Here is a 20,721-nt window from a genome sequence, read left to right on the forward strand (position 1 = left end):
CCGACCCGGGTGCCAGCCGGGTACGACCCGGGTGTCGCCCAGACCAATTCGCGGCGTTGTTCGCGTCGTCGTACGAGTGAACTCCCGTGGCCGGTGGAACGCGTGGAGCTCGGTGTTCGTCACACGAGGGGGAACGCGCGGAAGAACGCGCAGGGGGATGTGCCCCGTTCGGTGCCCTTGTGCCTCTGTCGTTTTGGCGGAGGCCGTGGCAGCATCGCGGGCAGTGTGATGTTACTGACGGTAAATCACATATGAAGTATCCGGTGTTCCGGTGTGGGGCCGGGGCCGGCTGGAGGGGGAGTTCATAGTGCCGAAGCAGCGCCGTTTGGCGGCCGCGATCGCCTTGGTGTGCGCCTTGACCGCGTTGGCGGCGCCGGGCACGGCGTTCGCCGACCCGGCGCCGACGCCGTCGACCACGGCGCCGGCCCAGCCCAGGACGCTCGAAGAAGTGGGCAAGCAGATCGACGACCTGTACCGGCAGGCGGCCGTGGCCACCGACGCGTACAACCTCGCCGAGGAGCAGACCAAGCAGCAGTCCGCGCAGATCGTGCAGCTGGCCCAGGAGATCGTGAAGGGCCAGGACAAGATCAAGCGCCTGAAGGACCAGGCGGGCGCCACCGCGCGGATGCAGTATCGCAACGGCGGCCTTCCGCCCGGCGCCCAGCTGATGCTGAGCGGCGACCCGGAGACGTTCCTCGACGGCGCCGACGCGCTGCGCCAGGGCCAGCAGGCCGCCCAGGGCGTGCTCGGCGAACTGAACCGCACGCAGGCCGACTTGGCGGCGTACAGCAAGGACGCCACCGCGCAGTGGAAGAACCTGGAGGCCAACCGGGTCAAGAAGGAAGCCGCGAAGAAGGACATCACCGAGAAGATCGCGGCGGCCGAGAAGCTCCAGGACCAGCTCAAGGAGCAGGAGAAGCAGCGCCTGGCCGAGCTGGAGCGGAAGAAGGAGTTCGACTCCCAGACGGCCTGGCTGAGCACGGGCATACTGAAGGAGATCAACGGCAGCGCGAGCGAGCAGGGCAAGAAGGCCGTGAAGTTCGCCACCGACCAGATCGGCAAGCGGTACGTCTGGGGCGCCGCAGGGCCCGACACCTTCGACTGCTCGGGCCTGACCTCGCAGGCCTGGATCTCGGCCGGGCGCCCCATACCGCGCACCTCGCAGGAGCAGTGGGCCCAGCTGCCGCACGTCGCGATCAAGGACATGCGCCCCGGAGACCTCGTCATCTACTTCGCCGACGCCACCCATGTCGGGATGTACATCGGCGACGGCGCGATCGTGCACTCCCCCCGGCCCGGCAGGACCGTGACGATCACGGGGGCGGGCACCATGCCGATCCTGGGTGTCGTACGCCCCGACAAGTAGCGGGCCGCATAGCGGGACAAGCAGGGCGCGTACGGGCGAGGGCGGACGGGAGTACGGACCGCTCGCGGCGGGTCGATCGCCTCCGGCCGGACACCCCGCCACGTCCGGCCGGGCAGTTCCGGGGCGTCCGGGCGGGCAATCGCTTACCGGCGGTACGGGCAGTCCGCAACTTCCTGAGGCCCGGACAAATAAGGCATGCGGCATATGCCAACCGCTCCTTCGGCGATCAACCGCCGAACGCCATTCCGCCGCGCCCGTGGATGACGCTAGGGTCCCGGCTGGTGGGGCGCCGACCGGCGCACCCCCGCGCCCTCGGGGGGAGGGAAGGATTCCGGAACCGACGATGCCCGCATCCCAGCACGTACCCGTACCGCACCAGCGAGCCGCCCCGGAGCCCCAGACGGGCAGCGCCGCCGACGGCCCGCTCAACCTGCTGGTCATCGAGGACGACCCGGCGGGCACCTTCACCGTGCACGAGCTCCTCGACGCGGCGGGCACCCGGGTCCGGATCCGTACCGCCCGCAACCTCACCGAGGCCGAGCGGCTGCTCACCGACGACGTCCACTGCATACTCCTGGACCTGGCGCTGCCGGGCCGCGACCCGGACGACGAGCTCGCGGCCCTGCGCCATCTGCTCCGCCTGGCCCCGCGCCACGCCGTACTGGCCCTGACCCCGTCCACGCACGCGGAGCGGGCGGCGGAAGCGGTCCGGGTCGGCGCGCAGGACTACCTGTTCCGCGACGAGCTGGACGGCAGGCTGCTCAGCCGCGCCATCCGGTACGCGGTGGAGCGCAAGCGCGCGGACACCGCCCAGCACAAGCTGGCCAAGTCGCGGCTGCACGCCCAGGAGAACGCCCGCCTGGAGCGCGGGCTGCTCCCGACCCCGCTGCTCGACGGCTCCGACCTGCGCTTCGCGGCCCGCTACCGCCCCGGCCGCTCCCGGGCGCTGCTCGGCGGCGACTTCTACGACACGGTGCGTACGCCGGACGGAACCGTCCACGCGATGATCGGCGATGTCTGCGGCCACGGCCCCGACGAGGCGGCCCTCGGGGTCGAACTCCGCATCGCCTGGCGGGCGTTGACGCTGGCGGGCCTGTGCGGCGACGAGCTGCTCTCGACCCTTCAGGAAGTTCTGGAGCACGAGCGCGACAGCGAGGAGATCTTCGCGACGCTGTGCACCGTCGACATCGCGCCGGACGGCCGCAGCGCGGGCCTCTGCCTGGCCGGCCACCCCTCGCCGCTGATCGCGCTCGGCGGCCGGGCCCAGCTGCTCCCATACGAGAACGGCGGCCCGGCCCTCGGCCTGCTGCCGCGCGCCCGCTGGCCGCGCCGGCAGGTCGAACTCGGCCGGGAATGGGGCCTGTTGATGTACACCGACGGCCTCATCGAGGGCCGCACCGGCGAGGGCAGCCAGCGGCTCGGTCAGGACGGCATGCTGGAAATGATCAACAGCCAGCTGGCCTCCGGGCTGCGCGGCGAGGCACTGCTCGAAGCGGCGGTGACCCGGGCCCGCGAGCTCAACGGGGGCGAGCTGACGGACGACGTGGCGGTGGTCCTCCTGGAACGCAAGCGCGCGGAGGACTGACGCCGGGGGTTCCTTCGGGGCTACCGGCCGCCGTTGTAGGGCCCGTAAGGACCGTCGCTGCTGGAGCCGCCGCCGCGCCGGCCGCCCCGGCCACCGCCGGAGACCTGCCGGATCGCGGGCCGCACGTCCACCATGAACACGATCGAGGCGACGAGCCCCGCGAGCTGCAGGAACAGCACCGGCACGACCAGGTTCACCACGACCGTGATGCCCAGGACGATCAGCCAGAACGGCTTGGTCTGTTTGTCCGCCGCGCGGTACGCGTCCTCCCGCGCCACGACGGCGAAGCCCAGCGCCACCACGGCGATGACGAGCATCGCGAGAGAGAGCAGCGATGTGAGAAGGCTGAATCCCGTGAGCAACATGCCGTGCACCGCCTAGTGAGTCCTGATGAGTACTGCGTCCTGGTGAGCCTGGAGAGCGCCTCGCGGCCAAGGTACTAGTACAACGGGGCGGGCCCCTCGAAGGTGCCCGCCCCGCGAACCGCGTAAGCCGACTACTCGGCGGACTTGGCGGCGGTCTTCTTGGCCGTGGTCTTGCGCGGCGCGGCCTTCTTGGCGGCGGGCTTGTCGGCGGCGTCGGAGTCGGCCGCGGCGGAGTCGGACTCGGAGGCCTCGCCCTGAGCCGGAACCTCCGCCTTGTCCTCCCCCTTGTCCTCGCTCTTGGGCTCGACGGCCGTGGCGATCTCGACGATCTCGTCGGCGGCCTCGCCGCGCCACTGCTTGACGACGTCCTGGCCGTGCTCGGCGACCGAGTCGTAGCCCTCGCGAGCCTTGACGGCGTACTCGGCGATGACGCCGACGCCACGCAGCGCAAGGTCCTGGGCGTTCTCACCGAGCTTCTTGAGGTCGCCGTCGAGGGCGCCGAGGAAGTCATTGGCGCGGGTGGTGACCGCGGCCTGGACCTCCTTGACACGGGCGGCGGCCTTCTCCTGAACGGCCTTGGGATCGGTGCGGCGGACGGCCTCGATGCGCTCGGGGGCCTCGGCCTGGATCTTCTCGATCAGCGCCGGAACCTTCTTGGCCTGCTGCCCTGCGATGTCCGCCGTGCCGGCGAGGAAGTAGAGGGGGGTGGGGTCGGTGAGGGTCTTGCGCAGGTCATCGGTGATGGCCATGACTGTCCTCCCGGATCAGTGCTCAGTTGCTCGCTTGAGGGTTTTGGGGGTCTTGAGGGTGGTCGGCGGCGCTGTCGGTGTCCGTGTCGGCGTCGAGCCCGTTCTCCTTGCGGAAGGACTCGTAGATCTGGAGCAGAACCTGCTTCTGACGCTCGCTGAGCGAGGGGTCGGCGAGAATGACGCTCCGCGTCCCGGCGGCCTCGGGAGACCGCTCGTCGAGAATCCCGGCTTGCACGTACAGCGTCTCGGCGGAGATCCGCAGCGCCTTCGCGAGCTGCTGCAGAATGTCCGCGCTCGGCTTGCGCAGCCCGCGCTCGATCTGGCTCAGATACGGATTGGACACCCCGGCGGCATCAGCGAGCTGCCGCAGCGAGAGCTGCGCATTGCGCCGCTGCTCGCGCAGGTACTCCCCGAGATTGCCGACGTTGAGCGATGCCATACCCCGATGGTGCACCGCCCTGCTAACTATTGCAAGCAGACGCTTGCAAAAGTGTGCTGCGCCACGCCGGGCGCACCAGAAGTCGCGGAGAAGTCGTACGCGCCGAATTCGGCGACCGGCAGGTACCCGAGCCGCTGGTAGAGGCGGTTGCTGGTGGGGTTGGCCACGTCCGCGAACAGCACGACCTCCCGCGCGCCCGCGGCCAGCGCGGCCCGGGTCACCTCGGTCGACACGGCTCCGGCGTAGCCGCGGCCGCGCAGGTGGGCCGGGGTGTAGACGGGGTCCACCCGGACCTGGCCGGCGACCATCGAGGTGACGCCCGCCATGGAGACGGGCGTGCCGTCCGGGGTCTCCCAGAACGTATAGCCCTTGTCGGCGAAGCGGGTGCCGGCCCAGGAGGCGGCGCCCACCGGGACGGCTTCTCCGACAGCCGCGCAGAACTCGCCGCACCAGCGCACGACTTGCTCACGGTCCCGCCCGCCCGCGACCCGGCCCCGGCCCGCCGGAGACGGCTTCGGCGGGGTGAGCGTGCCGAGGCGGTACAGCCGGACCCGATGCTCGTAGGGCGTCGGGATCGCGCCTGTACGCCGCTGCCAGGCCTCCGCGAAAGCCGTGGCCGTGCGCTGCTCCGCGCCGACGCCGGGGAGCTGGTACCCGCGGTCGGCAAGACGGGCAGCGAGGGTGTCGGCGTGTTCGGGGTCGAGTGGGGTGAGGCTCAAGCGGCCGGGCGGCCTGCGGTAGAAGGCGGCCCGGACCCTGCCCGACCGCTCCAGCCAGCCGAAGAACGGGACTTCGCCACCGACCGCCTCCGCCCCGCGCGTGCGCAGCGATTCCGTCACCGTCAGCGGCATGGTGTGCAGGGCCGGGCGCGAGCGCAGAAAGCCTCCGGCCCGGGCGAGGAAGCCGTCCAGATCTCGGGTGAGGTGCCAGCCGTCCGAAGTCATGCTTCATCGTTCCCCGCGCCCCCGCTCCGAGGAACCCTCCCGTCACCGATGAGTCCCGAGCCCACGCGGGGTCTACGCCTTACGGCACCTGCCCGCAGCCCGGACAGAGACCGGGCAGAGAGGGGACCGATCATGTCCACCGCAAAGACCCCGCACGGTGTTCCGCAGGGTGTTCCACTGGGCGGCATGGAGCCCCAGGTTGCCGAAGGCAAGGTGCTCTGGCACTTCACGATGTCGCTCGACGGGTTCGTCGCGGGGCCGGGGCATTCCATGGACTGGATGGCGGGGGCCTCGTTCCGGCCCGGGCTCGTCGAGGAGTACGCCGCGACCACCGGCGCGGTCCTGGGAGGTCGCGACGGCTGGGACGCCCGCCCCGATCCCGGCGGCATCTACGGCGGCGCCTGGCAGGGGCCGTTGTTCGTGCTCACGCACCATCCCGAGGACGCGAAACCCGCCCGCGGCGTGACGTTCCTGAGCTGCGATGCGGCCGAGGCCGTCCGGATCGGGCTCGCGGCCGCCGCGGGCAAGAACCTGGAGGTCTTCTCCCCCACCATCGGCCGGCAGCTCCTCGGCATCGGGCTGATCGACGAGATCGATCTGCACATCGCGCCCGTACTCCTCGGCGACGGCATCCGGCTGTTCGCCGACCCCGGCGGCTCCCCCGTACGACTCGCGCTGGTCAACGGCGACGACCCCGGGGCCACTGTGAACGTGCGGTACCGGCCGCTCGCGACCGGGTGAGCGCGAGCGGCCGGAACGTTCCCGGTCAGTTCGTGATCGTCACGCAGGCCAGCCCCACGCTCTCCCCGTCGCGGAAGCCCTCCGCGCACAGGCGGGTGCCTCCGGGGAAGTGGCGCTGCGGGTAGGCCTGGTCGCGGTAGGTCCGGAACTTGGCCACGTCCTCCGCCTTCGTACGGGCGCTCCAGCCGTTCGTCGTCCACACCCGGGCGCTGATGCGGTGCGGCTGGTTCGTGTTGACCACCGACACCTCCACCCGGCCCAGGTAGTCGCCGCTGTCGTACGTCTCGATGCAGACCGAGTTGTTGCACCACTTGCCGTCCGCCGCCGCCGGCGGCCCCGCCACGATCACACAGCCCAGCGCCGCGGCCGCCACCCCGATCCCCGAGGCGAGTTCCTTGATGATTGCGTGCATGTGGCCTCATCCGTTTCATCCCGGCCCGCGGACAGAGGGCCTGATCCACGGGGGCCGGTCAGCAGCCCCCGTGGACCAACGCCGGGGATGATCAGCCAGTTACGCCGCCTCGCGCTCCTTGCGCGCGAAGAGGTAGGCCTGCGGCACGGCCTCCGCGGCCTCCGGCTCCCGGCGCGCCCGCGTCGTCACCGTGAAGCCCGCCTCCTTCAGGAGGGTCGCGATGTGGTCCGGACACAGGCGGTTGAAGTCCAGGGACACGTCCGTGCCGAACGGGTTCGCCACGCGCAGTGGTTCCTCGCCCACCTGGAAGCCGAGCAGCAGGTGGCCTCCGGGGGCCAGCACGCGGTGGAACTCCGCCATCACCTCCGGCAGCCGCTCCCTCGGGGTGTGGATGATCGAGTACCAGGCCACCACCGCCGCCAGCGTCCCGTCCGCCGCGTCCACGTCCGTCAGCGAGCCCACCTCGAAACGCACCCCGGCGTGGTCCGCACGGGCCATCTCCACCATCCGGGGCGACAGGTCGATCCCGGACACCGCGAGGCCGAGGCCGTGCAGATGCGCCGTCACCCGGCCCGGGCCGCTGCCCAGGTCGGCGACCGGTCCGCCACCCGCCGCGAGGACGAGCTCCGCGAACGCACCCAGGATCGCCCGGTCCAGCGGCCTGTCATCGAGCACGGTGCGGAAGCGCTCCGCGTACTCCGTCGCGATGGTGTCGTAGAAGGTGCGTGTCGTGTGCAGGTGGGGTGCCAACTCGCCCCCGGCGGCTGCCTCTTGCGTGGTCATGGGCGTCGGCGTGTGCGTGGTCATGGGCGTCGGCGTGGTCATGGGCGTCGAGCCTAGACCTCGTCACTGACACCGGGCCCGGCACCCGGCCGTCCTCAGAGCCCGCACCTGAACCCGGCCCGGATCCGGCGCAGGCCCTCAACTCCCGTACTCCCCCGCCCTAGCCGCCGCCCCCGCCGCCCCCGCCGCGCGGTCCGCCGCGCCCTCGTCCAGCTCGTCCCCGCTCACCAGGAAGCGGTAGTACAGCGGCGCCGAGACCGCTCGGATCACTTCCGCCGGGTCCGTGCCGGGCGGGACCTCGCCGCGTTCGGCGGCCCGCGTCACGCAGGGAGCCCACTCCTCGATGCGGGTCGCGTAGAAGCGGTGCAGGGCGCGGGCCGCGCGGGGGTCGCAGGTGGCCGCCGCGATCACCGCCTTGAACAGGGCGCCCTGCCGCGGATCGGTCAGCGTCCTGACGACCAGGCGCGCGTTCGCCAACAGGTCGCCGTCCAGCGAGCCGGTGTCCGCATGGGGTGAGGACTGCTCGGCCATGTCGTCCAGGAGGTCGGCGACCAGGCCCGTCGTCGTGGACCAGCGCCGGTAGACCGTGGTCTTGCCGACCTCCGCCCGGCGCGCGACATCGGCCAGGTCGAGTCCGTCGAAGCCGTGCTCCGCCAGCGCGTCCCCGGCCGCCTGGAGTACGGCCGCCCGCACCCGCGCCGTCCGCCCGCCCGGCCGCACCGTCCCCGGCTCCGACTCCGACTCCACGCCCTCCATCGCGACTCCCGTTCCTGGTCCAATGAAGACAACGAAGACAACGAAGACGGGCCCCACTTTAAGGGAATCCCAGCACCGTTAACACTCACCCGCCGGAACCTCCTTGACCTCAAGCCCTGTTGAGGTTGAAGACTCGCCGTACGAACCGCGCACCGGCGCGGACAACGGGCGGGAGCAGTGATCGTCATGCGTGTCGCACAGGTCAGGGAGTTCGGCGGGCCCGAGGTGCTGGTTCCCGCAGAGGCGCCGGATCCGGTCGCCGGGGCGGGCGAGGTGCTCGTGGCCGTCGACCACATCGACACCCTCTTCGTGCAGGCCCAGATTCGCGCCGGAGCCTTCGGGGAGTTCTTCGACGTCAAGCCCCCTTACGTGCCCGCCGGCGGCGCCTCCGGCACCGTCACCGCCACCGGCCCCGGCGTGGACCCGGCCTGGGTGGGCCGCCGGGTGGCCGTGGCCGGCCAGGCCGACAGCTACGCCGAGCTCATGGCGGTCCCCGCCGCCCACCTCTCCCCCGTCCCGGACGGCATCGGCCTGCGCGAGGCGGCCTCCCTCGTCCACGACGGGGTGACCGCCCTCGCCCTCCTCGACAACACCGCGCTCAAGCCGGACGAGACCGTGCTGATCACCGGCGCGTCCGGCGGCATGGGCACCCTGCTCGTCCAGTTCGCCCGCGCGCTCGGCGCCCGGGTGGTGGGCGTAGCCCGTGGACCCGAAAAGACCGCGCTGGTACGGGAGTTGGGGGCCGACCACGTCGTCGACGCGGCCGACTCCGGCTGGCCGGAAGGCGCCCGCGCCGCGCTGGGCGAGGGCGGCGCCGATCTCGTCCTGGACGGCGTCGGCGGCCAACTCGGCCTCGCCGCCTTCCCGTTGACCGCCGACGGCGGGCGCTTCTCCGCGCACGGCGCCCCCGCCGGCACCGGCTTCGCCGCCGTCGACCCGGACGAGGCCCGGGGGCGCGGCATCACCCTGCTCGGCATCGGCGACGTACAGCTGACGCCCGAGCGCCGCACCGCGCTCCTCGACCGGGTCCTCGAAGAGGCGGCGGCCGGACGGCTGCGGTCCGTGATCGGCGCGGTGTTCCCGCTGGAGCGCGCCGCCGACGCGCACAGGGCGATCGAGGAGCGGGGCCTGGTGGGGAAGGTGCTGCTCAGCGCCCGATAGGCCCCGCAGCCCACCCGGCACGGCACCCCGCATGCCACCGATCCCCCACGGGGGTGGAGGTCGGAGCATTCCGGGGCCGGAGCATTCCGGGCCGGCGCATACCGGGGTCAGAACATGTCGGGGCACCAGGGGCGGCGCGCCGTGCGGAACAGCTCGTCCGTGCGCGCCGCCGCCCCCGCCCGCTCCTCCACGACCCGGCCGAGCGCGAGCAGCCGCGTCGCCGACTCGTCACCCAGGTACAGGGACGCCAACTCCCTTACGTCCAGCGCCAGTTCGGCGGTGCGCGTGGTGGGCGTGCAGCGTGCGCCCGTCTCGCTCGCCTCAAGCAGGAAGCGGCCAGCCGCCAGGCCCGCGCTGTCCTCGACCTCCAGGACGAGGGCGCCCTCGGTGGCGTACGTGCGCGCCTCCAGAACCCGTACGACGTCGAGCAGCCGCAGCCACAGGTAGTCGGCGTGGGTCACGACCCCGGCCGCGCGCGGGTTCGGGAAGAGCAGGGGCAGCAGGTCGTCGGGGGCGCGGAAGCCGGTGCGCACCTTGCGGATCCAGTCGATCGAGCACAGGTAGTACCACAGGGCGCGGTCCGCGGCGGGGGTCAGGCCGATCAGGCTCTTCACCGTCGCCGTGTTCTCGGGCAGCTTGGCGTCGCTCCACTGCTCGTCGGCCGTGTACGCGGCGATGCCGGCCGGTTCGCCCCCGGCCGTGCGGTACACCGCGAAGAACGGCTCGGTCCAGGGGCCGTCGAGGCGGGCCGCGCCGGTGGTCAGGTCCCACCAGCGCCGGTCGCGGCTGACCGCGCCGGGCTGCGCCGCCCGGAACCGTTCGAAGATCTCGGGGCCGGCCTTGGCCGCCTCGGCCGGGTCCACCAGGTCGACGCGGCCGCCGTCGGCCGGGCCCGACCGGTTCGGGTCGAGGCCGGTGCGCGCCGTGTCGATCTCCCACGCGGTGAGCGAGGTGGCCGGGCCGAACCCGTACCGGCCGTAGATCGGGTACTCGGCGGCGATCAGCGTGGCGGCCACCTCGCCGCGCTCCCCGGCCGCCGACAGCTCGGCCGCCATCATCCGGGTGAGCAGCCCGCGCCTGCGGTGCGTGGGCGAGACGGTGACGCCGCTGACCGCGGTCACGGGCAGCGCGGCGCCGCCCACCGAGGTCAGCTCCTGCGCGAAGGACCGGAACGTCGCCACGCACCGGCCCGCTTCGAAGGCCCCCTGCACCCGGCTGAGATCGGTGTGGGCGAGCCGGTCCCGCGCCTCCTCGTCGCTCACGACGGGCGGGCGCAGGAAGCCCCGGCTGACCGCCTTGAGCCAGTCGGTGTACTCGGCTTCGGCGACGGTACGGACCTCGATGTCGGGCTTGGCCGGGGTGCTCATACCGGCCACGCTAGGCGGCTCCCGGTCAGAATGTCGCCCGAATTTCGCCGACCTCGGCTGCTCCGCCGAACAGCGGCGCGCGGCCGATCCGGTCCACCACCGGGCCGTCCACGCCCAGGAGTTGGAGCGCGCGGGCCAGGATCGGGCCGAGCGAGCGGATCGCGCCGTCGTCGACCTTGAAGGCGAGGGCGCGGCCGTCGGCCAGGGCCACCGCCTGCACCGCCTCGGCGCCCATCTTCGACAGCGTCCCCGGCACCTCGCGCATCAGCCAGGTGTCGGGCCGCCGCGTGCCGGCGACGTACTCGGGGTGGGCGCGCATGGCCTCGGCGACCCGGCCCTCGACCGTGTCCGCGTCCGCCGTCGCGAAGGTGCGGAAGGCCCGTGCGAGGCCGGTCAGGCTGATCGCCATCAGGGGTGCCCCGCAGCCGTCGGTGCCGACCGAGGCGACCCGCTCGCCCGCGGCCGCCTCGACGGAGTCGTGGACCAGCTGCTGGAGCGGATGCGCCGGGTCGAGATAGCTGCCCAGGTCCCAGCCGTTCTGCTTGCAGGCCGCGAGCATCGCCGCGTGCTTGCCCGAGCAGTTCATGGTGAGCCGCTCACGGACGCGGCCCGCCGCCAGGTACGTCTCGGCCTCGGCGGGGTCGAGCGGCAGGTCGGGCGGCGTCTGGAGGTCGTCCGGGGTCAGCCCGTGCTCGGCCAGCATCTTGCGCACGAGATCGAGGTGGAAGCCCTCGCCCGAGTGGCTGGCGGCGGCGATGGCCAGGCGCTCGCCCGAGAGCTCAAGGCCCGCCCGCAGCACGGCGGCGGCCTGCATCGGCTTGTTGGACGAGCGGGGGAAGACGGGCGCGGCCGGGTCGCCGAGCGCGAACTCGACACTGCCGTCGGCCGCCAGCACTACCAGCGAGCCCCGATGATGGCCCTCGACGAATCCGGAACGTACGACTTCGGCGAGGACCGGGGGTATCGGGGACGTCAGGGCGGTCATGGCGGTGCGGCCTTCCGGGCGGGTGACCTGCCCCGGAGGGGTCGCTTCCGGTACGGGCGGGTCAGGTGAGCAGATCGTCTACTTGTGCTTCACCATCACGGTACCTGCGGGCGATCTCCGCACTGCAATCGTCGGCGGTCCGCTGGAGCTGTTGGCGGCGCCGCGAGACCTGCTGCTCGTAGCGGATCAGGCGCCCGGTGGCGGTGTGCAGCTCCTCGTCCGTACGGGCGGCGAGGTCCGACAGCTCGACCTCGGCGTCCATCTCGGCGGCGAGGAGGCGGTACTCCTCGCTGCGCGGCGCGGACAGCGTGACGTGGCGGGCCGAGGCGCGGTGCGAGGACGGCGCGTCCGTGAGGATCTCGGCGAGCCGCTCCACCACCGGCGCCTGCGGCCCGGTGCGCCGGGCCAGCTCGGCCCGCAGGATGTCGATCCGGCCGTGCAGCAGCCGCCGTACGTAGCTGAGGTCGGCCTCGTCGCGCTGCGACTGGCGGCGCAGGGTGCGCAGCTCGGCGAGCCGGAGCGCGGCCAGGTCGTGGTCGCGCTGGGGCGGCAGCGTGCCGCCGGCCCGCTGCACGGGCGGTCGCACGGCGGTACGCGGGTTGGTCCGGGTCAGCGATACGGGACCGGGCGACTGCCCGGCGCCTGGTGTGCTCATGCGTCTTTCCGTCCCCTCGACCGGTGCATGGGGTCTCCCCGGGCCCGAAGGACCAAGGGGAAGCACCGCCTGTACGCATCGTGCCACTCCGGGTACGGCACGTGCAGGTGCACTGCACCCGTTCAGCCGCTCGGAAATCGGAGCGACCCGTGGCATAGGTTGGGGCGCATGCGAGCGGTGGTGCAGAGAGTCGACGGCGCGAAGGTCGTCGTGGCCGGTGAGACGGTCGGCGAGATCGCGGGCGAGGGCCTGTGTGTCCTGGTCGGAGTCACCCACGGAGACAATCCGGACAAGGCGGCGCAGCTCGCCCGCAAGCTGTGGTCGGTTCGCATCCTTGAGGGCGAGAAGTCCTGCTCGGACGTGAATGCGCCCTTGCTGGTGATTTCGCAGTTCACTCTCTACGGGGACGCGCGCAAGGGCCGCCGCCCCACGTGGAACGCGGCCGCCCCCGGCGACGTGGCCGAGCCTCTGGTCGACGAGGTGGTGGCGCAACTGCGGGCGTTGGGCGCGCACGTGGAGACGGGCCGCTTCGGCGCGGACATGCGGGTGTCCCTCACCAACCACGGCCCGTTCACGGTCCTGGTCGAGGTCTGAGACCTCCGGGTTCTCGAAGGCCCTGGCGAAGGGCCCGGGCGAAGGCCCTACGGCTCGACCACGACCTCCTGGGCCGCCGCCGTGTTCCCCGCGAGCAGCTCCGCGTCCACCGGGACGTTGCGCTTGATCAGGGCCAGCGCGATCGGGCCCAGCTCGTGGTGGCGGGCCGAGGTCGTGATGAAGCCGAGCTGGCGGCCCTCCGCGCCGTCGGCCGCGAGCCGCACCGGCGTGCCGGACCCGGGAAGCAGCACCTCGCTGCCGTCCAGGTGCAGGAAGACCAGGCGGCGCGGCGGCTTCCCCAGGTTGTGGACGCGGGCGACCGTCTCCTGCCCCCGGTAGCAGCCCTTCTGGAGGTGGACGGCCGAGCCGATCCAGCCCACCTCGTGCGGGATCGTCCGGTGGTCGGTCTCGAAGCCGAGCCGGGGCCGGTGCGCCTCCACGCGGAGCGCCTCGTACGCCAGGATCCCGACGAGCGGGCCCGCCTCGTCGGCGTACTTCTCCAGGTCGGCGCGCGGCAGGAACACATCGCGGCCGTACGCCGTCTCGCGTACGACCACGCCGTCCGGCACCTCGGCGATGGACCCGGCCGGCAGGTGGACGACCGCGAACTCCTCGGTGCGGTCGGCGACTTCGACCCGGTAGAAGAACTTCATCGACTCCAGGTACGCGATCAGCTCGCCCACGGTGCCGGGCTCTACGTGGATCCACACCGTCGTGCCGTCGTCGACGAGGTACAGGGCGTGCTCGACGTGCCCGTTCGCGGAGAGGATGAGCGCCTCGGTGGCCTGCCCGACGGGCAGCTCGCTGACGTGCTGGGTGAGCAGCAGGTGCAGCCAGTTCAGCCGGTCGTCGCCGGTGACGGTGACGACGCCGCGGTGCGAGAGATCGACGAGACCGGTGCCGCCGGCGAGCGCGCGCTGCTCGCGGAACAGGTCACCGTAGTGCGCCGCGACTCCTTCGTCGCGCCCTTCGGCGGGGACGGCGCCGGCCTTGGACAGCAGGGGGCTCTTCATACGGGCAAGCCTACGACCCGTCGCTTGAAGCCTTCTTTGCACAGTCCGTACAGCGCCCGAAGATGGCGAAATGCTTCATGTCCGTCTCGAAGCCGAAGGTGTCCCTGAGCTTCGCGGTGAAGTCCGCGGCCACGTCCACATCGGCCTCGATCACCTTGGTGCAGTCGCGGCACACCAGGTGGATGTGGTGGTGGCGGTCGGCCAGGTGGTACGTCGGGGCGCCGTGGCCGAGGTGGGCGTGCGAGACCAGACCCAGCTCCTCCAGGAGCTCAAGGGTCCGGTACACGGTGGAGATGTTCACGCCGCCCGCCGTCTTCCGCACCTGGGTGAGGATGTCGTCGGGCGTCGCGTGTTCGAGTACGTCGACGGCCTCCAGGACGAGCTGTCGCTGGGGGGTCAGCCGGTACCCGCGCCTGCGGAGGTCGCTCTGCCAGTCGGTGGTCACCACGCTCCCAGTGTAGGAGCGAACCCGGTGACACCCACTGGCTGCGGGCGGCCTACTTGAAGAAGGCGATGCCGTCGTCCGGGAGGTCTCCCAGGCCCCGGGCCATCTCCGCGACCTGCTCCGGCGTGACGACCTTCTTCAGGTGCGCCGACATGTAGGGGCGGAGCTCGACCTCGGGGGTCGCCTTCTCGCCGACCCACATCAGGTCGCTCTTGACGTAGCCGTACAGGCGCTTGCCGCCGGTGTGCGCGGTGGCGCCCGGGGTGCGGGCGACGGCGTCGGTGACCAGGTCGATCTGCGGCTTCTGGTGGGCGAGCTCGCCGTACCAGATCTCGGCGATGCCCTGGTCGCGGACCATGACGACCTCGACCTTGCGGTCCTTGTCGATGCGCCAGTAGCCCGACTCGGACTCCAGCGGCTTCACCTTGTTGCCCTCGGCGTCCAGGATCCAGGAGTGCGAGACGTACTCCAGGAAGTCACGGCCGTCGTGGGAGAAGGTCACGGACTGCCCGAAGTTCGCCTTCTCGGCGCCGGGGAAGTCGGTGACGCCGACGCCCTCCCACGTGCCGAGGAGGAAGACCAGGGGGACCAGGTCGGGGTGGAGGTCGGACGGAATCTCGATCATGAGGCTGCGATCTCTTCGTTGCGGTCGGGGTGGGGTGCCCGGCGGATCTGGTCGGGTCCCGGTGCGGACCACTGATCAGTGCGGCCGAGCGGGGTCTGGTGCGTGCAGCTGCAAGGCGGAGGATTGAGGCGACGCGGAGCGTCGGTGATTGACGACAACGCGGCAGATGTGCGTGCCAGGGCCCGCGTGCCCCGACAAGATCCGCCGGGTACTCCCTAGCGCTGACCCTGGTACAGCTTCTTCACGGTCAGCCCGGCGAAGGCGAGGACGCCGACGCAGACCAGGACAAGGAGGGTGGAGAAAACAGCCTCAAGCACGGGGGGCTCCTCGCATGAGCGGGTGTAGGGGCGGTCAGGGCCGGCCCCCAGCCTAATGGGTGGGGGAGCCGGCCCTCTCTGTGAGGTAGGCCGCCGGTGGCGCGCCCGCGCGATCCGGGGGATCAGCCCAGGAGCTGCTCCTGGAGGACGGTCGTCTGGTGGAAGGGGACCGCGGCGGCCGTGCCCTTCCACGACTGGACGACCAGGGCGACGATGTCACCGGCCGCGATGTAGGCGTGCCGGACCTGGACGGGCCCGGTCGGCGCCGACTCCACGTACACGTCGTGCCGCACGTGCGGGATGCCGTTGCCGGAGAGGTAGCCGTCGTCGAGCGCGGACTCTCCCTCGATGTCCTTCAGGACCCTCGGGGCGCTGCCCGTGTTGGAGAAGTACAGCGTGGTGAACGCGTTCTGGTACCCCGAGGTGTGGAAGCGCACCAGGTAGATACGGGTGGCGGTGCCGTCCGGCATGGTCCAGCCGCGGGCCGCGATCTGGCGCAGCCCGCCCTGGACCAGGTCCTGGCGCATGTTCGGTACGCGGTTGTCGCCGGCGAACTCCTGGAGGAACCGGTCGGTGGTGATCCGGCTCTTGTCGCCCTTGAGCGTCGGGTCGGGGGTCGATCCCGCCGGGGCGGGCAGCAGGAGCTGCTCCAGGTCGGCGTAGTGGATCATCCCGGGGTTGTCGGCGGCGTACGGCAGCGCGGCCCCGGCGGGCAGCGCCGGCTTCACGAGCTTCGGGTAGGCCCAGCGCCCGTCGCTCTTGGTGGAGAGCCCGGGCACGTCGGTGCGCTCCTGCGCGGTGATCCCGTACGCGATGCCGGTGCCGAGCACGCCGAAGACGGCGACGGCGGCGGTCCAGCGCAGCGCGGCACGCAGGACGCGGCGGCCCTTGGGCGCAGCGGGCGGGGTCGGCGGGACCTCCGCGAGCGGGGGCTCCGTGGGCTGCGGCGGGGCCTCGGCCGCGTTCTGGCCGGTCAGGTCGGTCAGGTCGCTCACACGGACTCCCCGGGGGACTTGATGAGGTCGAGCTGCTTGCGCAGCAGCCCGGCCGCGGCGCCGGTGTCCAGCGGGGCGGCCGCGTAGGTGTACGTACTGACCATGACGTCGCCCTCGTACGCGTTGCAGAACATCGCGTCGAGCTTGAGCTTGTCGTCCTTGGGCAGCAGGAAGCACACCGCGTTGGAGTGCCCGTCGATCTTCGGGCCCGCGCGGAACGCCTTGAGGGCGTGTGCGAACTCGCTCTGGAAGGCGTTCAGGTCCTTGATCGCCGCGGTGTTCCGCATCTGCGAGAGCCGCATCTCGGTGACGAAGTGGCTGTCGGTGTAGCTCCGCAGGGCGACGCCCTGGACCTTCAGCGTGTCGACGGCCTTGTCGTTCCTCTCCCGCTCACCGGCCGGCAGACCGCGGCCGCCCTCCTTCAGCATGGCGACGGCCTGCGCGGCCCCGAGGACCGAGTCGTTGCCGAACTCGCCTATGTCCGGGCCGAGTTGATAGCCGGGCGGCAGGGGAAGCAGCCTTCCGCCGAGCCCGGCGCGGGGCGCGGCCCCGGCCTTGGGCGTGGCCGTCGCGGCGCCGCTCGGCTCCGCCCAGACGACGGTCGGGGCAGTACGGGGCGCGTCCCCCAGCACTCCCACGGCCCAGACGGCACCCCCGGCCACGACGAGGAGCGCGACGGCGCCGGCTATGAGGGGGACGAGGCGGCGGGGGCGGCGGGCGGGGACGGGGTCAGCCGTCATGCCGGGCTGGGCGGACTGGGCGGGCTCGGCGGGGTCGGCGAGCCCATGCGGCTCATGTGGCTTACGCGGCTCACGCGGCTCATCATGCTCGTTCGGCACATCGCGCTCATCGTGGCCATGCGACTCATCGTGCTCGTTCGTCATCATCACAGGCGCTCCAACTGCTGCTTGGCCAGGGCCTGGAGAGCCGATTCCGAGACGGGGCCCGAGTTGTTGTTGTACTGGATGTCCATGAAGACGCCGTTGCGCCAGGCGTAGGCCCGGCCCTCGTACAGCGGCTCGTAGCCGGCCTTGGTGTGCGGCTTGTCGAAGACGTAGGTGTGCCCGTTGTCGCTGCCCGGGATCGGCTTGCCGTAGTTACCGGCGTAGTCGTCCTCCGGCATGTACTCCTGCTGCTGCCGGGCGTAGTCCTTGGACACGACCGCGGTGTCGTCGCGGAACTGGGTCAGCAGGACGGTGACGTACACCTTGCCGTCGAGGGACCAGGACGTCGTCGCGCTGCGCCGGAATCCGTCGCGCAGGAACTGCCGGAACGCCCCGTCGGGGTGCTCGTAGTCCGCCGAGGAGAGCAGCAGGTCCTGCCAGGCGGGCTGCTCCTCGGACTTCGCGGCATCCGGCTTCGCGACGAGGAGGCGGCGCAGGTCGCCGTCGGACTTCTCGTCCCAGCGGTTGGCGGAGACGGTGCGGACCGTCGTGTCCTTGTCCGCCGGCGCGGTCTTCGAATCCGCGAGGCCCTGCTGCGCGAGCGGGCCCAGCGGGGTGGGCTGGCGCTGGTACTGGACGGCGTACCCGGTGGCGGTCCCCGCGAGGACCCCGAGCGCGGCCGCGCCCGCGACGATCAGCGCGGTACGGCCCCGGGGGCGGCGGGGGCGTACGGGCCCGGACATTACGGGCTCGGACATACCGGGTGGCTCTTCGGTTGAACTCATGTGTCCCCCCACAGGACTTGCTCAGAACTTGCTCGGGACTTACTGGCAAAACTTGCACAGGACATGACAGGCCATGACAAGCCATAACGGGCTCTTTGCTGCCGTTACAGCCCTCGAAGCGCAGATTCCGTTCCCTGCGGCACACAGCAGACCCACAACCGCGGGGAGAGGTTGTGGCGCCGCGGATTACAGTTCGGCATATGCCGAACAACAAGCTCGTGATCAAGGTGACCGCCGGCGCAGAGGCGCCCGAGCGGTGTTCGCAGGCCTTCACCGTCGCGGCGGTGGCAGCGGCCAGCGGGGTGGAGGTCTCGCTGTGGCTGACGGGTGAATCGTCCTGGTTCGCCCTGCCGGGCCGGGCCGCGGAGTTCTCGCTCCCCCACGCCGCGCCGCTGCCCGACCTGATCGAGTCGATCCAGGGCGCGGGCGGGCGGATCACGCTGTGCACGCAGTGCGCGACGCGGCGGGACATCACGGAGAAGGACGTCCTGGAGGGCGTACGGATCGCGGGCGCGCAGGTCTTCGTGCAGGAGATCATGGGGGACGGCGTGCAGGCGCTCGTGTACTAGCCGCTACTGGCCGCTAGTAGCCTGCCGCTACTGGCGCTAGTAGCCGCTACTGGCCGCAGCGCCCGGCGGGATGTGTCACCGGCGCTTCTTGCCGTCCAGCTCGTCCCACCACTCGTCCGACTTCGGGTCGCCGGAGGGGTCGTCCCACCAGCGGTCGTCGGGGCCGCGCCGGTTGGCGACCATCGCGGCGATGGGCGGAATCACCATGGCGACCACGCACATACCCACCGCCACCGGGACCGACCACAGGCGCACGAAACCCCAGGCGGACACGAAGAGCAGGATGCAGCCGCCCATCATCCAGAAATAGCCGCGCCGGCGCCGGGCCAACATGAATCCAGCGTACGACCGCGGAGCCGGACTCGAAACGGCACGGGCCGACCGCGCTCTCAGGCAGACGGCCGGACGGCACGGAGGGCCGCACCCCATTCCAAGGCGTCCAACCCCCGGGGTGCGGCCCTCCGGCCGGTACTGCGGTGTGCCGTCGGTCAGACGGCGATGGCGACCTCGGCGAGGCCACCGGTCTGGGCGACGACCGTACGGTCCGCGCTGCCGCCCGGCACCAGGGCGCGCACGGTCCACGTGCCCTCGGCCGCGTAGAAGCGGAACTGTCCGGTGGCCGAGGTCGGGACCTCGGCGGTGAACTCGCCGGTCGAGTCGAGCAGGCGCACGTAACCGGTGACGGGCTCGCCGTCGCGGGTCACCTGACCCTGGATGGTGGTCTCACCGGGCTTGATCGTCGAGGCATCGGGCCCGCCGGCCTTCGCTCCACACATGTGGGTCTCCTGAGGGGTTTTACGGATGGGAGGGAGGTCCGGGGGTTACTTGTTGGCGCCGAGCTCGATCGGCACGCCGACGAGGGAGCCGTACTCGGTCCACGAGCCGTCGTAGTTCTTGACGTTGGTCTGGCCGAGCAGCTCGTGCAGCACGAACCAGGTCAGAGCCGAGCGCTCGCCGATGCGGCAGTACGCGATGGTGTCCTTCGCGAGGTCGACCTGCTCGTCCTCGTACAGGGCCTTGAGCTCGTCGTCCGACTTGAAGGTCCCGTCGTCGTTGGCGTTCTTCGACCACGGGATGTTGCGGGCGGACGGAACGTGGCCCGGGCGCTGCGACTGCTCCTGCGGGAGGTGGGCCGGGGCGAGCAGCTTGCCGGAGAACTCGTCGGGCGAGCGCACGTCGACGAGGTTCTTGGTGCCGATCGCGTTCACGACGTCGTCGCGGAAGGCGCGGATCGAGGCGTCCTGCGGCTTGGCCTTGTACTGCGTGGCCGGGCGGCTGGGGACCTGGTCGCCGTCCACGAGGTCGCGGGAGTCGAGCTCCCACTTCTTGCGGCCGCCGTCGAGGAGCTTGACGTCCTGGTGGCCGTAGAGCTTGAAGTACCAGAAGGCGTACGAGGCGAACCAGTTGTTGTTGCCGCCGTAGAGGACGACGGTGGTGTCGTTCCCGATGCCCTTGGCGGAGAGGAGGGCCTCGAACCCTTCCTGGTCGATGAAGTCGCGGCGGACCGGGTCCTGGAGGTCCTTGGTCCAGTCGATCCGGATCGCGTTCTTGATGTGGTTCTTCTCGTACGCCGAGGTGTCCTCGTCGACCTCGACGATGGCGACCTTCGGGTCCTCGATGTGGGCCTCGACCCAGTCGGCGTCTACCAGGACGTCGCTGCGGCTCATGTTGTTTCTCCTCCGGGGCAGTCTGCGGGGGCGGTGCAGGTGTGCGGGTACGCGGCTGCGGCGCGCGTACGGCGGCACGGGGTGGCCCTGTTCTTGTTTGACTCTTACGGTCAAAGGGCCCGGGGAATGCGGGAGTTGAGCGTCCCGCTCAGAAGGGGCGACAGAGCATGGCGGCGACGCGGCACAGGTCTACTGCCCGCCGCTTCGTGAGGTCCGCCTGTCGCTTCATGCGTCCGATCGTAGGGAGGCAAACCGGGGCGTGTCACCGGTGTGTCGCATACTGAGACTCGATCATCCGCATACTGATACGCGATGCAGCGCGGGGCCACCCCGGTCCCCTCCGGGACGATGGATCCCGGGGGCGTTTTCTGCCCTGCGGACGGGGGCGTCTCACGATGCGGGCGGGGGCGGAGGGGGGCGCAAGGGGCGTACGGGGTGCGCAGGCTTGTACGGGGTTGCGCCCCGGCCCCCCTGGGGGTTTTCCCACCCGCCCGCCCGTCACTCAGGGCTGGTTGGGCG

26 protein-coding genes are annotated in these 20,721 nt (G+C 71.5%); 6 read left to right on the top strand and 20 right to left on the bottom strand.

Annotated features, from left to right (window positions below):
• Nucleotides 1-307 precede the first annotated feature (307 nt).
• Together OHA17_RS18425 and OHA17_RS18430 are read left to right on the top strand one after the other, a co-directional pair.
• On the top strand, nt 308-1,366 hold the full coding sequence (locus OHA17_RS18425; RefSeq protein ID WP_406507523.1) for an NlpC/P60 family protein: 1,059 nt from the start codon (nt 308-310) through the stop codon (nt 1,364-1,366).
• Between the two features lie 343 nt (nt 1,367-1,709).
• Nucleotides 1,710-2,951: a PP2C family protein-serine/threonine phosphatase gene (locus OHA17_RS18430; RefSeq protein WP_406507524.1), complete on the top strand. Its 1,242-nt coding sequence runs from the start codon at nt 1,710-1,712 to the stop codon at nt 2,949-2,951.
• 20 nt (nt 2,952-2,971) lie between these two features.
• On the opposite strand, the gene OHA17_RS18435 is transcribed toward OHA17_RS18430, so the two are convergent.
• From OHA17_RS18435 to OHA17_RS18450, 4 genes are all read right to left on the bottom strand, one after another.
• Complete coding sequence (locus OHA17_RS18435; protein WP_406507525.1) at nt 2,972-3,316, bottom strand: DUF2516 family protein; 345 nt, start codon at nt 3,314-3,316, stop codon at nt 2,972-2,974.
• A 131-nt stretch (nt 3,317-3,447) separates the two neighbouring features.
• Nucleotides 3,448-4,065: a hypothetical protein gene (locus tag OHA17_RS18440; protein ID WP_406507526.1), complete on the bottom strand. Its 618-nt coding sequence runs from the start codon at nt 4,063-4,065 to the stop codon at nt 3,448-3,450.
• Nucleotides 4,066-4,087: 22 nt separating this feature from the next.
• Entirely contained in the window at nt 4,088-4,504 is a 417-nt protein-coding gene (locus OHA17_RS18445; protein ID WP_053728991.1) for a helix-turn-helix domain-containing protein, read from the bottom strand.
• 26 nt (nt 4,505-4,530) lie between these two features.
• Nucleotides 4,531-5,448, bottom strand: a complete 918-nt coding sequence (locus OHA17_RS18450) for a GNAT family N-acetyltransferase (RefSeq protein WP_406507527.1) — start codon at nt 5,446-5,448, stop codon at nt 4,531-4,533.
• A 132-nt stretch (nt 5,449-5,580) separates the two neighbouring features.
• On the opposite strand from OHA17_RS18450, the gene OHA17_RS18455 reads away from it, so the two are divergent.
• Complete coding sequence (locus tag OHA17_RS18455) at nt 5,581-6,189, top strand: dihydrofolate reductase family protein (RefSeq protein WP_406507528.1); 609 nt, start codon at nt 5,581-5,583, stop codon at nt 6,187-6,189.
• Between the two features lie 25 nt (nt 6,190-6,214).
• Here OHA17_RS18455 and OHA17_RS18460 read toward each other — a convergent pair whose 3' ends face one another.
• The 3 genes from OHA17_RS18460 to OHA17_RS18470 all read right to left on the bottom strand — a co-directional run bounded on the left by OHA17_RS18460 (nt 6,215) and on the right by OHA17_RS18470 (nt 8,140).
• Nucleotides 6,215-6,601 carry a hypothetical protein gene (locus tag OHA17_RS18460; protein ID WP_406507529.1) on the bottom strand — a complete coding sequence of 129 codons (387 nt, stop codon included), beginning with the start codon at nt 6,599-6,601 and terminating at the stop codon, nt 6,215-6,217.
• 99 nt (nt 6,602-6,700) lie between these two features.
• Nucleotides 6,701-7,384: a class I SAM-dependent DNA methyltransferase gene (locus OHA17_RS18465; RefSeq protein WP_406510755.1), complete on the bottom strand. Its 684-nt coding sequence runs from the start codon at nt 7,382-7,384 to the stop codon at nt 6,701-6,703.
• A 138-nt stretch (nt 7,385-7,522) separates the two neighbouring features.
• The gene (locus OHA17_RS18470; RefSeq protein WP_406507530.1) at nt 7,523-8,140 is read right to left on the bottom strand and encodes a TetR/AcrR family transcriptional regulator; all 618 of its coding nucleotides are present in this window, start codon (nt 8,138-8,140) and stop codon (nt 7,523-7,525) included.
• Between the two features lie 186 nt (nt 8,141-8,326).
• On the opposite strand from OHA17_RS18470, the gene OHA17_RS18475 reads away from it, so the two are divergent.
• Complete coding sequence (locus OHA17_RS18475) at nt 8,327-9,301, top strand: zinc-binding dehydrogenase (protein ID WP_406507531.1); 975 nt, start codon at nt 8,327-8,329, stop codon at nt 9,299-9,301.
• A 107-nt stretch (nt 9,302-9,408) separates the two neighbouring features.
• Here the strand turns inward: OHA17_RS18475 and OHA17_RS18480 are convergent, their stop codons facing one another.
• From OHA17_RS18480 to OHA17_RS18490, 3 genes are all read right to left on the bottom strand, one after another.
• Nucleotides 9,409-10,668, bottom strand: coding sequence for a GNAT family N-acetyltransferase (locus OHA17_RS18480; protein ID WP_406507532.1), 1,260 nt, complete (start codon nt 10,666-10,668; stop codon nt 9,409-9,411).
• Between the two features lie 25 nt (nt 10,669-10,693).
• On the bottom strand, nt 10,694-11,653 hold the full coding sequence (locus OHA17_RS18485; RefSeq protein WP_398880343.1) for an asparaginase: 960 nt from the start codon (nt 11,651-11,653) through the stop codon (nt 10,694-10,696).
• Nucleotides 11,654-11,714: 61 nt separating this feature from the next.
• Complete coding sequence (locus tag OHA17_RS18490; protein WP_398880341.1) at nt 11,715-12,308, bottom strand: ABC transporter substrate-binding protein; 594 nt, start codon at nt 12,306-12,308, stop codon at nt 11,715-11,717.
• Between the two features lie 168 nt (nt 12,309-12,476).
• On the opposite strand from OHA17_RS18490, the gene dtd reads away from it, so the two are divergent.
• A complete protein-coding gene (dtd, locus tag OHA17_RS18495) occupies nt 12,477-12,902 on the top strand; it encodes a D-aminoacyl-tRNA deacylase (protein WP_053729000.1) in 426 nt (141 codons plus the stop codon).
• 47 nt (nt 12,903-12,949) lie between these two features.
• Here the strand turns inward: dtd and OHA17_RS18500 are convergent, their stop codons facing one another.
• The 6 genes from OHA17_RS18500 to OHA17_RS18525 form a co-directional block, all read right to left on the bottom strand.
• Nucleotides 12,950-13,915 carry a YgfZ/GcvT domain-containing protein gene (locus tag OHA17_RS18500; RefSeq protein ID WP_406507533.1) on the bottom strand — a complete coding sequence of 322 codons (966 nt, stop codon included), beginning with the start codon at nt 13,913-13,915 and terminating at the stop codon, nt 12,950-12,952.
• 10 nt (nt 13,916-13,925) lie between these two features.
• Nucleotides 13,926-14,363, bottom strand: a complete 438-nt coding sequence (locus OHA17_RS18505; RefSeq protein WP_398880337.1) for a Fur family transcriptional regulator — start codon at nt 14,361-14,363, stop codon at nt 13,926-13,928.
• A gap of 49 nt (nt 14,364-14,412) precedes the next feature.
• Nucleotides 14,413-14,985, bottom strand: coding sequence for an FABP family protein (locus OHA17_RS18510; protein WP_053729003.1), 573 nt, complete (start codon nt 14,983-14,985; stop codon nt 14,413-14,415).
• 439 nt (nt 14,986-15,424) lie between these two features.
• Entirely contained in the window at nt 15,425-16,297 is an 873-nt protein-coding gene (locus tag OHA17_RS18515; protein ID WP_406507534.1) for a hypothetical protein, read from the bottom strand.
• Nucleotides 16,294-17,037 carry a hypothetical protein gene (locus OHA17_RS18520; RefSeq protein WP_406507535.1) on the bottom strand — a complete coding sequence of 248 codons (744 nt, stop codon included), beginning with the start codon at nt 17,035-17,037 and terminating at the stop codon, nt 16,294-16,296. The genes OHA17_RS18515 and OHA17_RS18520 overlap by 4 nt, the downstream gene beginning before the upstream one ends.
• Nucleotides 17,038-17,183: 146 nt before the next feature.
• Nucleotides 17,184-17,939, bottom strand: a complete 756-nt coding sequence (locus OHA17_RS18525) for a hypothetical protein (RefSeq protein ID WP_406507536.1) — start codon at nt 17,937-17,939, stop codon at nt 17,184-17,186.
• Between the two features lie 227 nt (nt 17,940-18,166).
• Here OHA17_RS18525 and OHA17_RS18530 point away from each other — a divergent pair, with 227 nt between their 5' ends.
• On the top strand, nt 18,167-18,535 hold the full coding sequence (locus tag OHA17_RS18530) for a DsrE family protein (RefSeq protein WP_053729005.1): 369 nt from the start codon (nt 18,167-18,169) through the stop codon (nt 18,533-18,535).
• 75 nt (nt 18,536-18,610) lie between these two features.
• On the opposite strand, the gene OHA17_RS18535 is transcribed toward OHA17_RS18530, so the two are convergent.
• From OHA17_RS18535 to OHA17_RS18550, 4 genes are all read right to left on the bottom strand, one after another.
• Nucleotides 18,611-18,868, bottom strand: a complete 258-nt coding sequence (locus OHA17_RS18535; protein ID WP_344372291.1) for a DUF3099 domain-containing protein — start codon at nt 18,866-18,868, stop codon at nt 18,611-18,613.
• A gap of 155 nt (nt 18,869-19,023) precedes the next feature.
• Nucleotides 19,024-19,311, bottom strand: coding sequence for a DUF1416 domain-containing protein (locus OHA17_RS18540; RefSeq protein WP_030362227.1), 288 nt, complete (start codon nt 19,309-19,311; stop codon nt 19,024-19,026).
• 45 nt (nt 19,312-19,356) lie between these two features.
• Nucleotides 19,357-20,202: a sulfurtransferase gene (locus tag OHA17_RS18545; protein WP_053729007.1), complete on the bottom strand. Its 846-nt coding sequence runs from the start codon at nt 20,200-20,202 to the stop codon at nt 19,357-19,359.
• Nucleotides 20,203-20,350: 148 nt separating this feature from the next.
• Entirely contained in the window at nt 20,351-20,431 is an 81-nt protein-coding gene (locus OHA17_RS18550; protein ID WP_350751515.1) for an Ms5788A family Cys-rich leader peptide, read from the bottom strand.
• Nucleotides 20,432-20,721 lie beyond the last annotated feature (290 nt).

The sequence above is a fragment of the Streptomyces sp. NBC_00212 genome, from assembly GCF_045206365.1.
Lineage (GTDB): Bacteria > Actinomycetota > Actinomycetes > Streptomycetales > Streptomycetaceae > Streptomyces.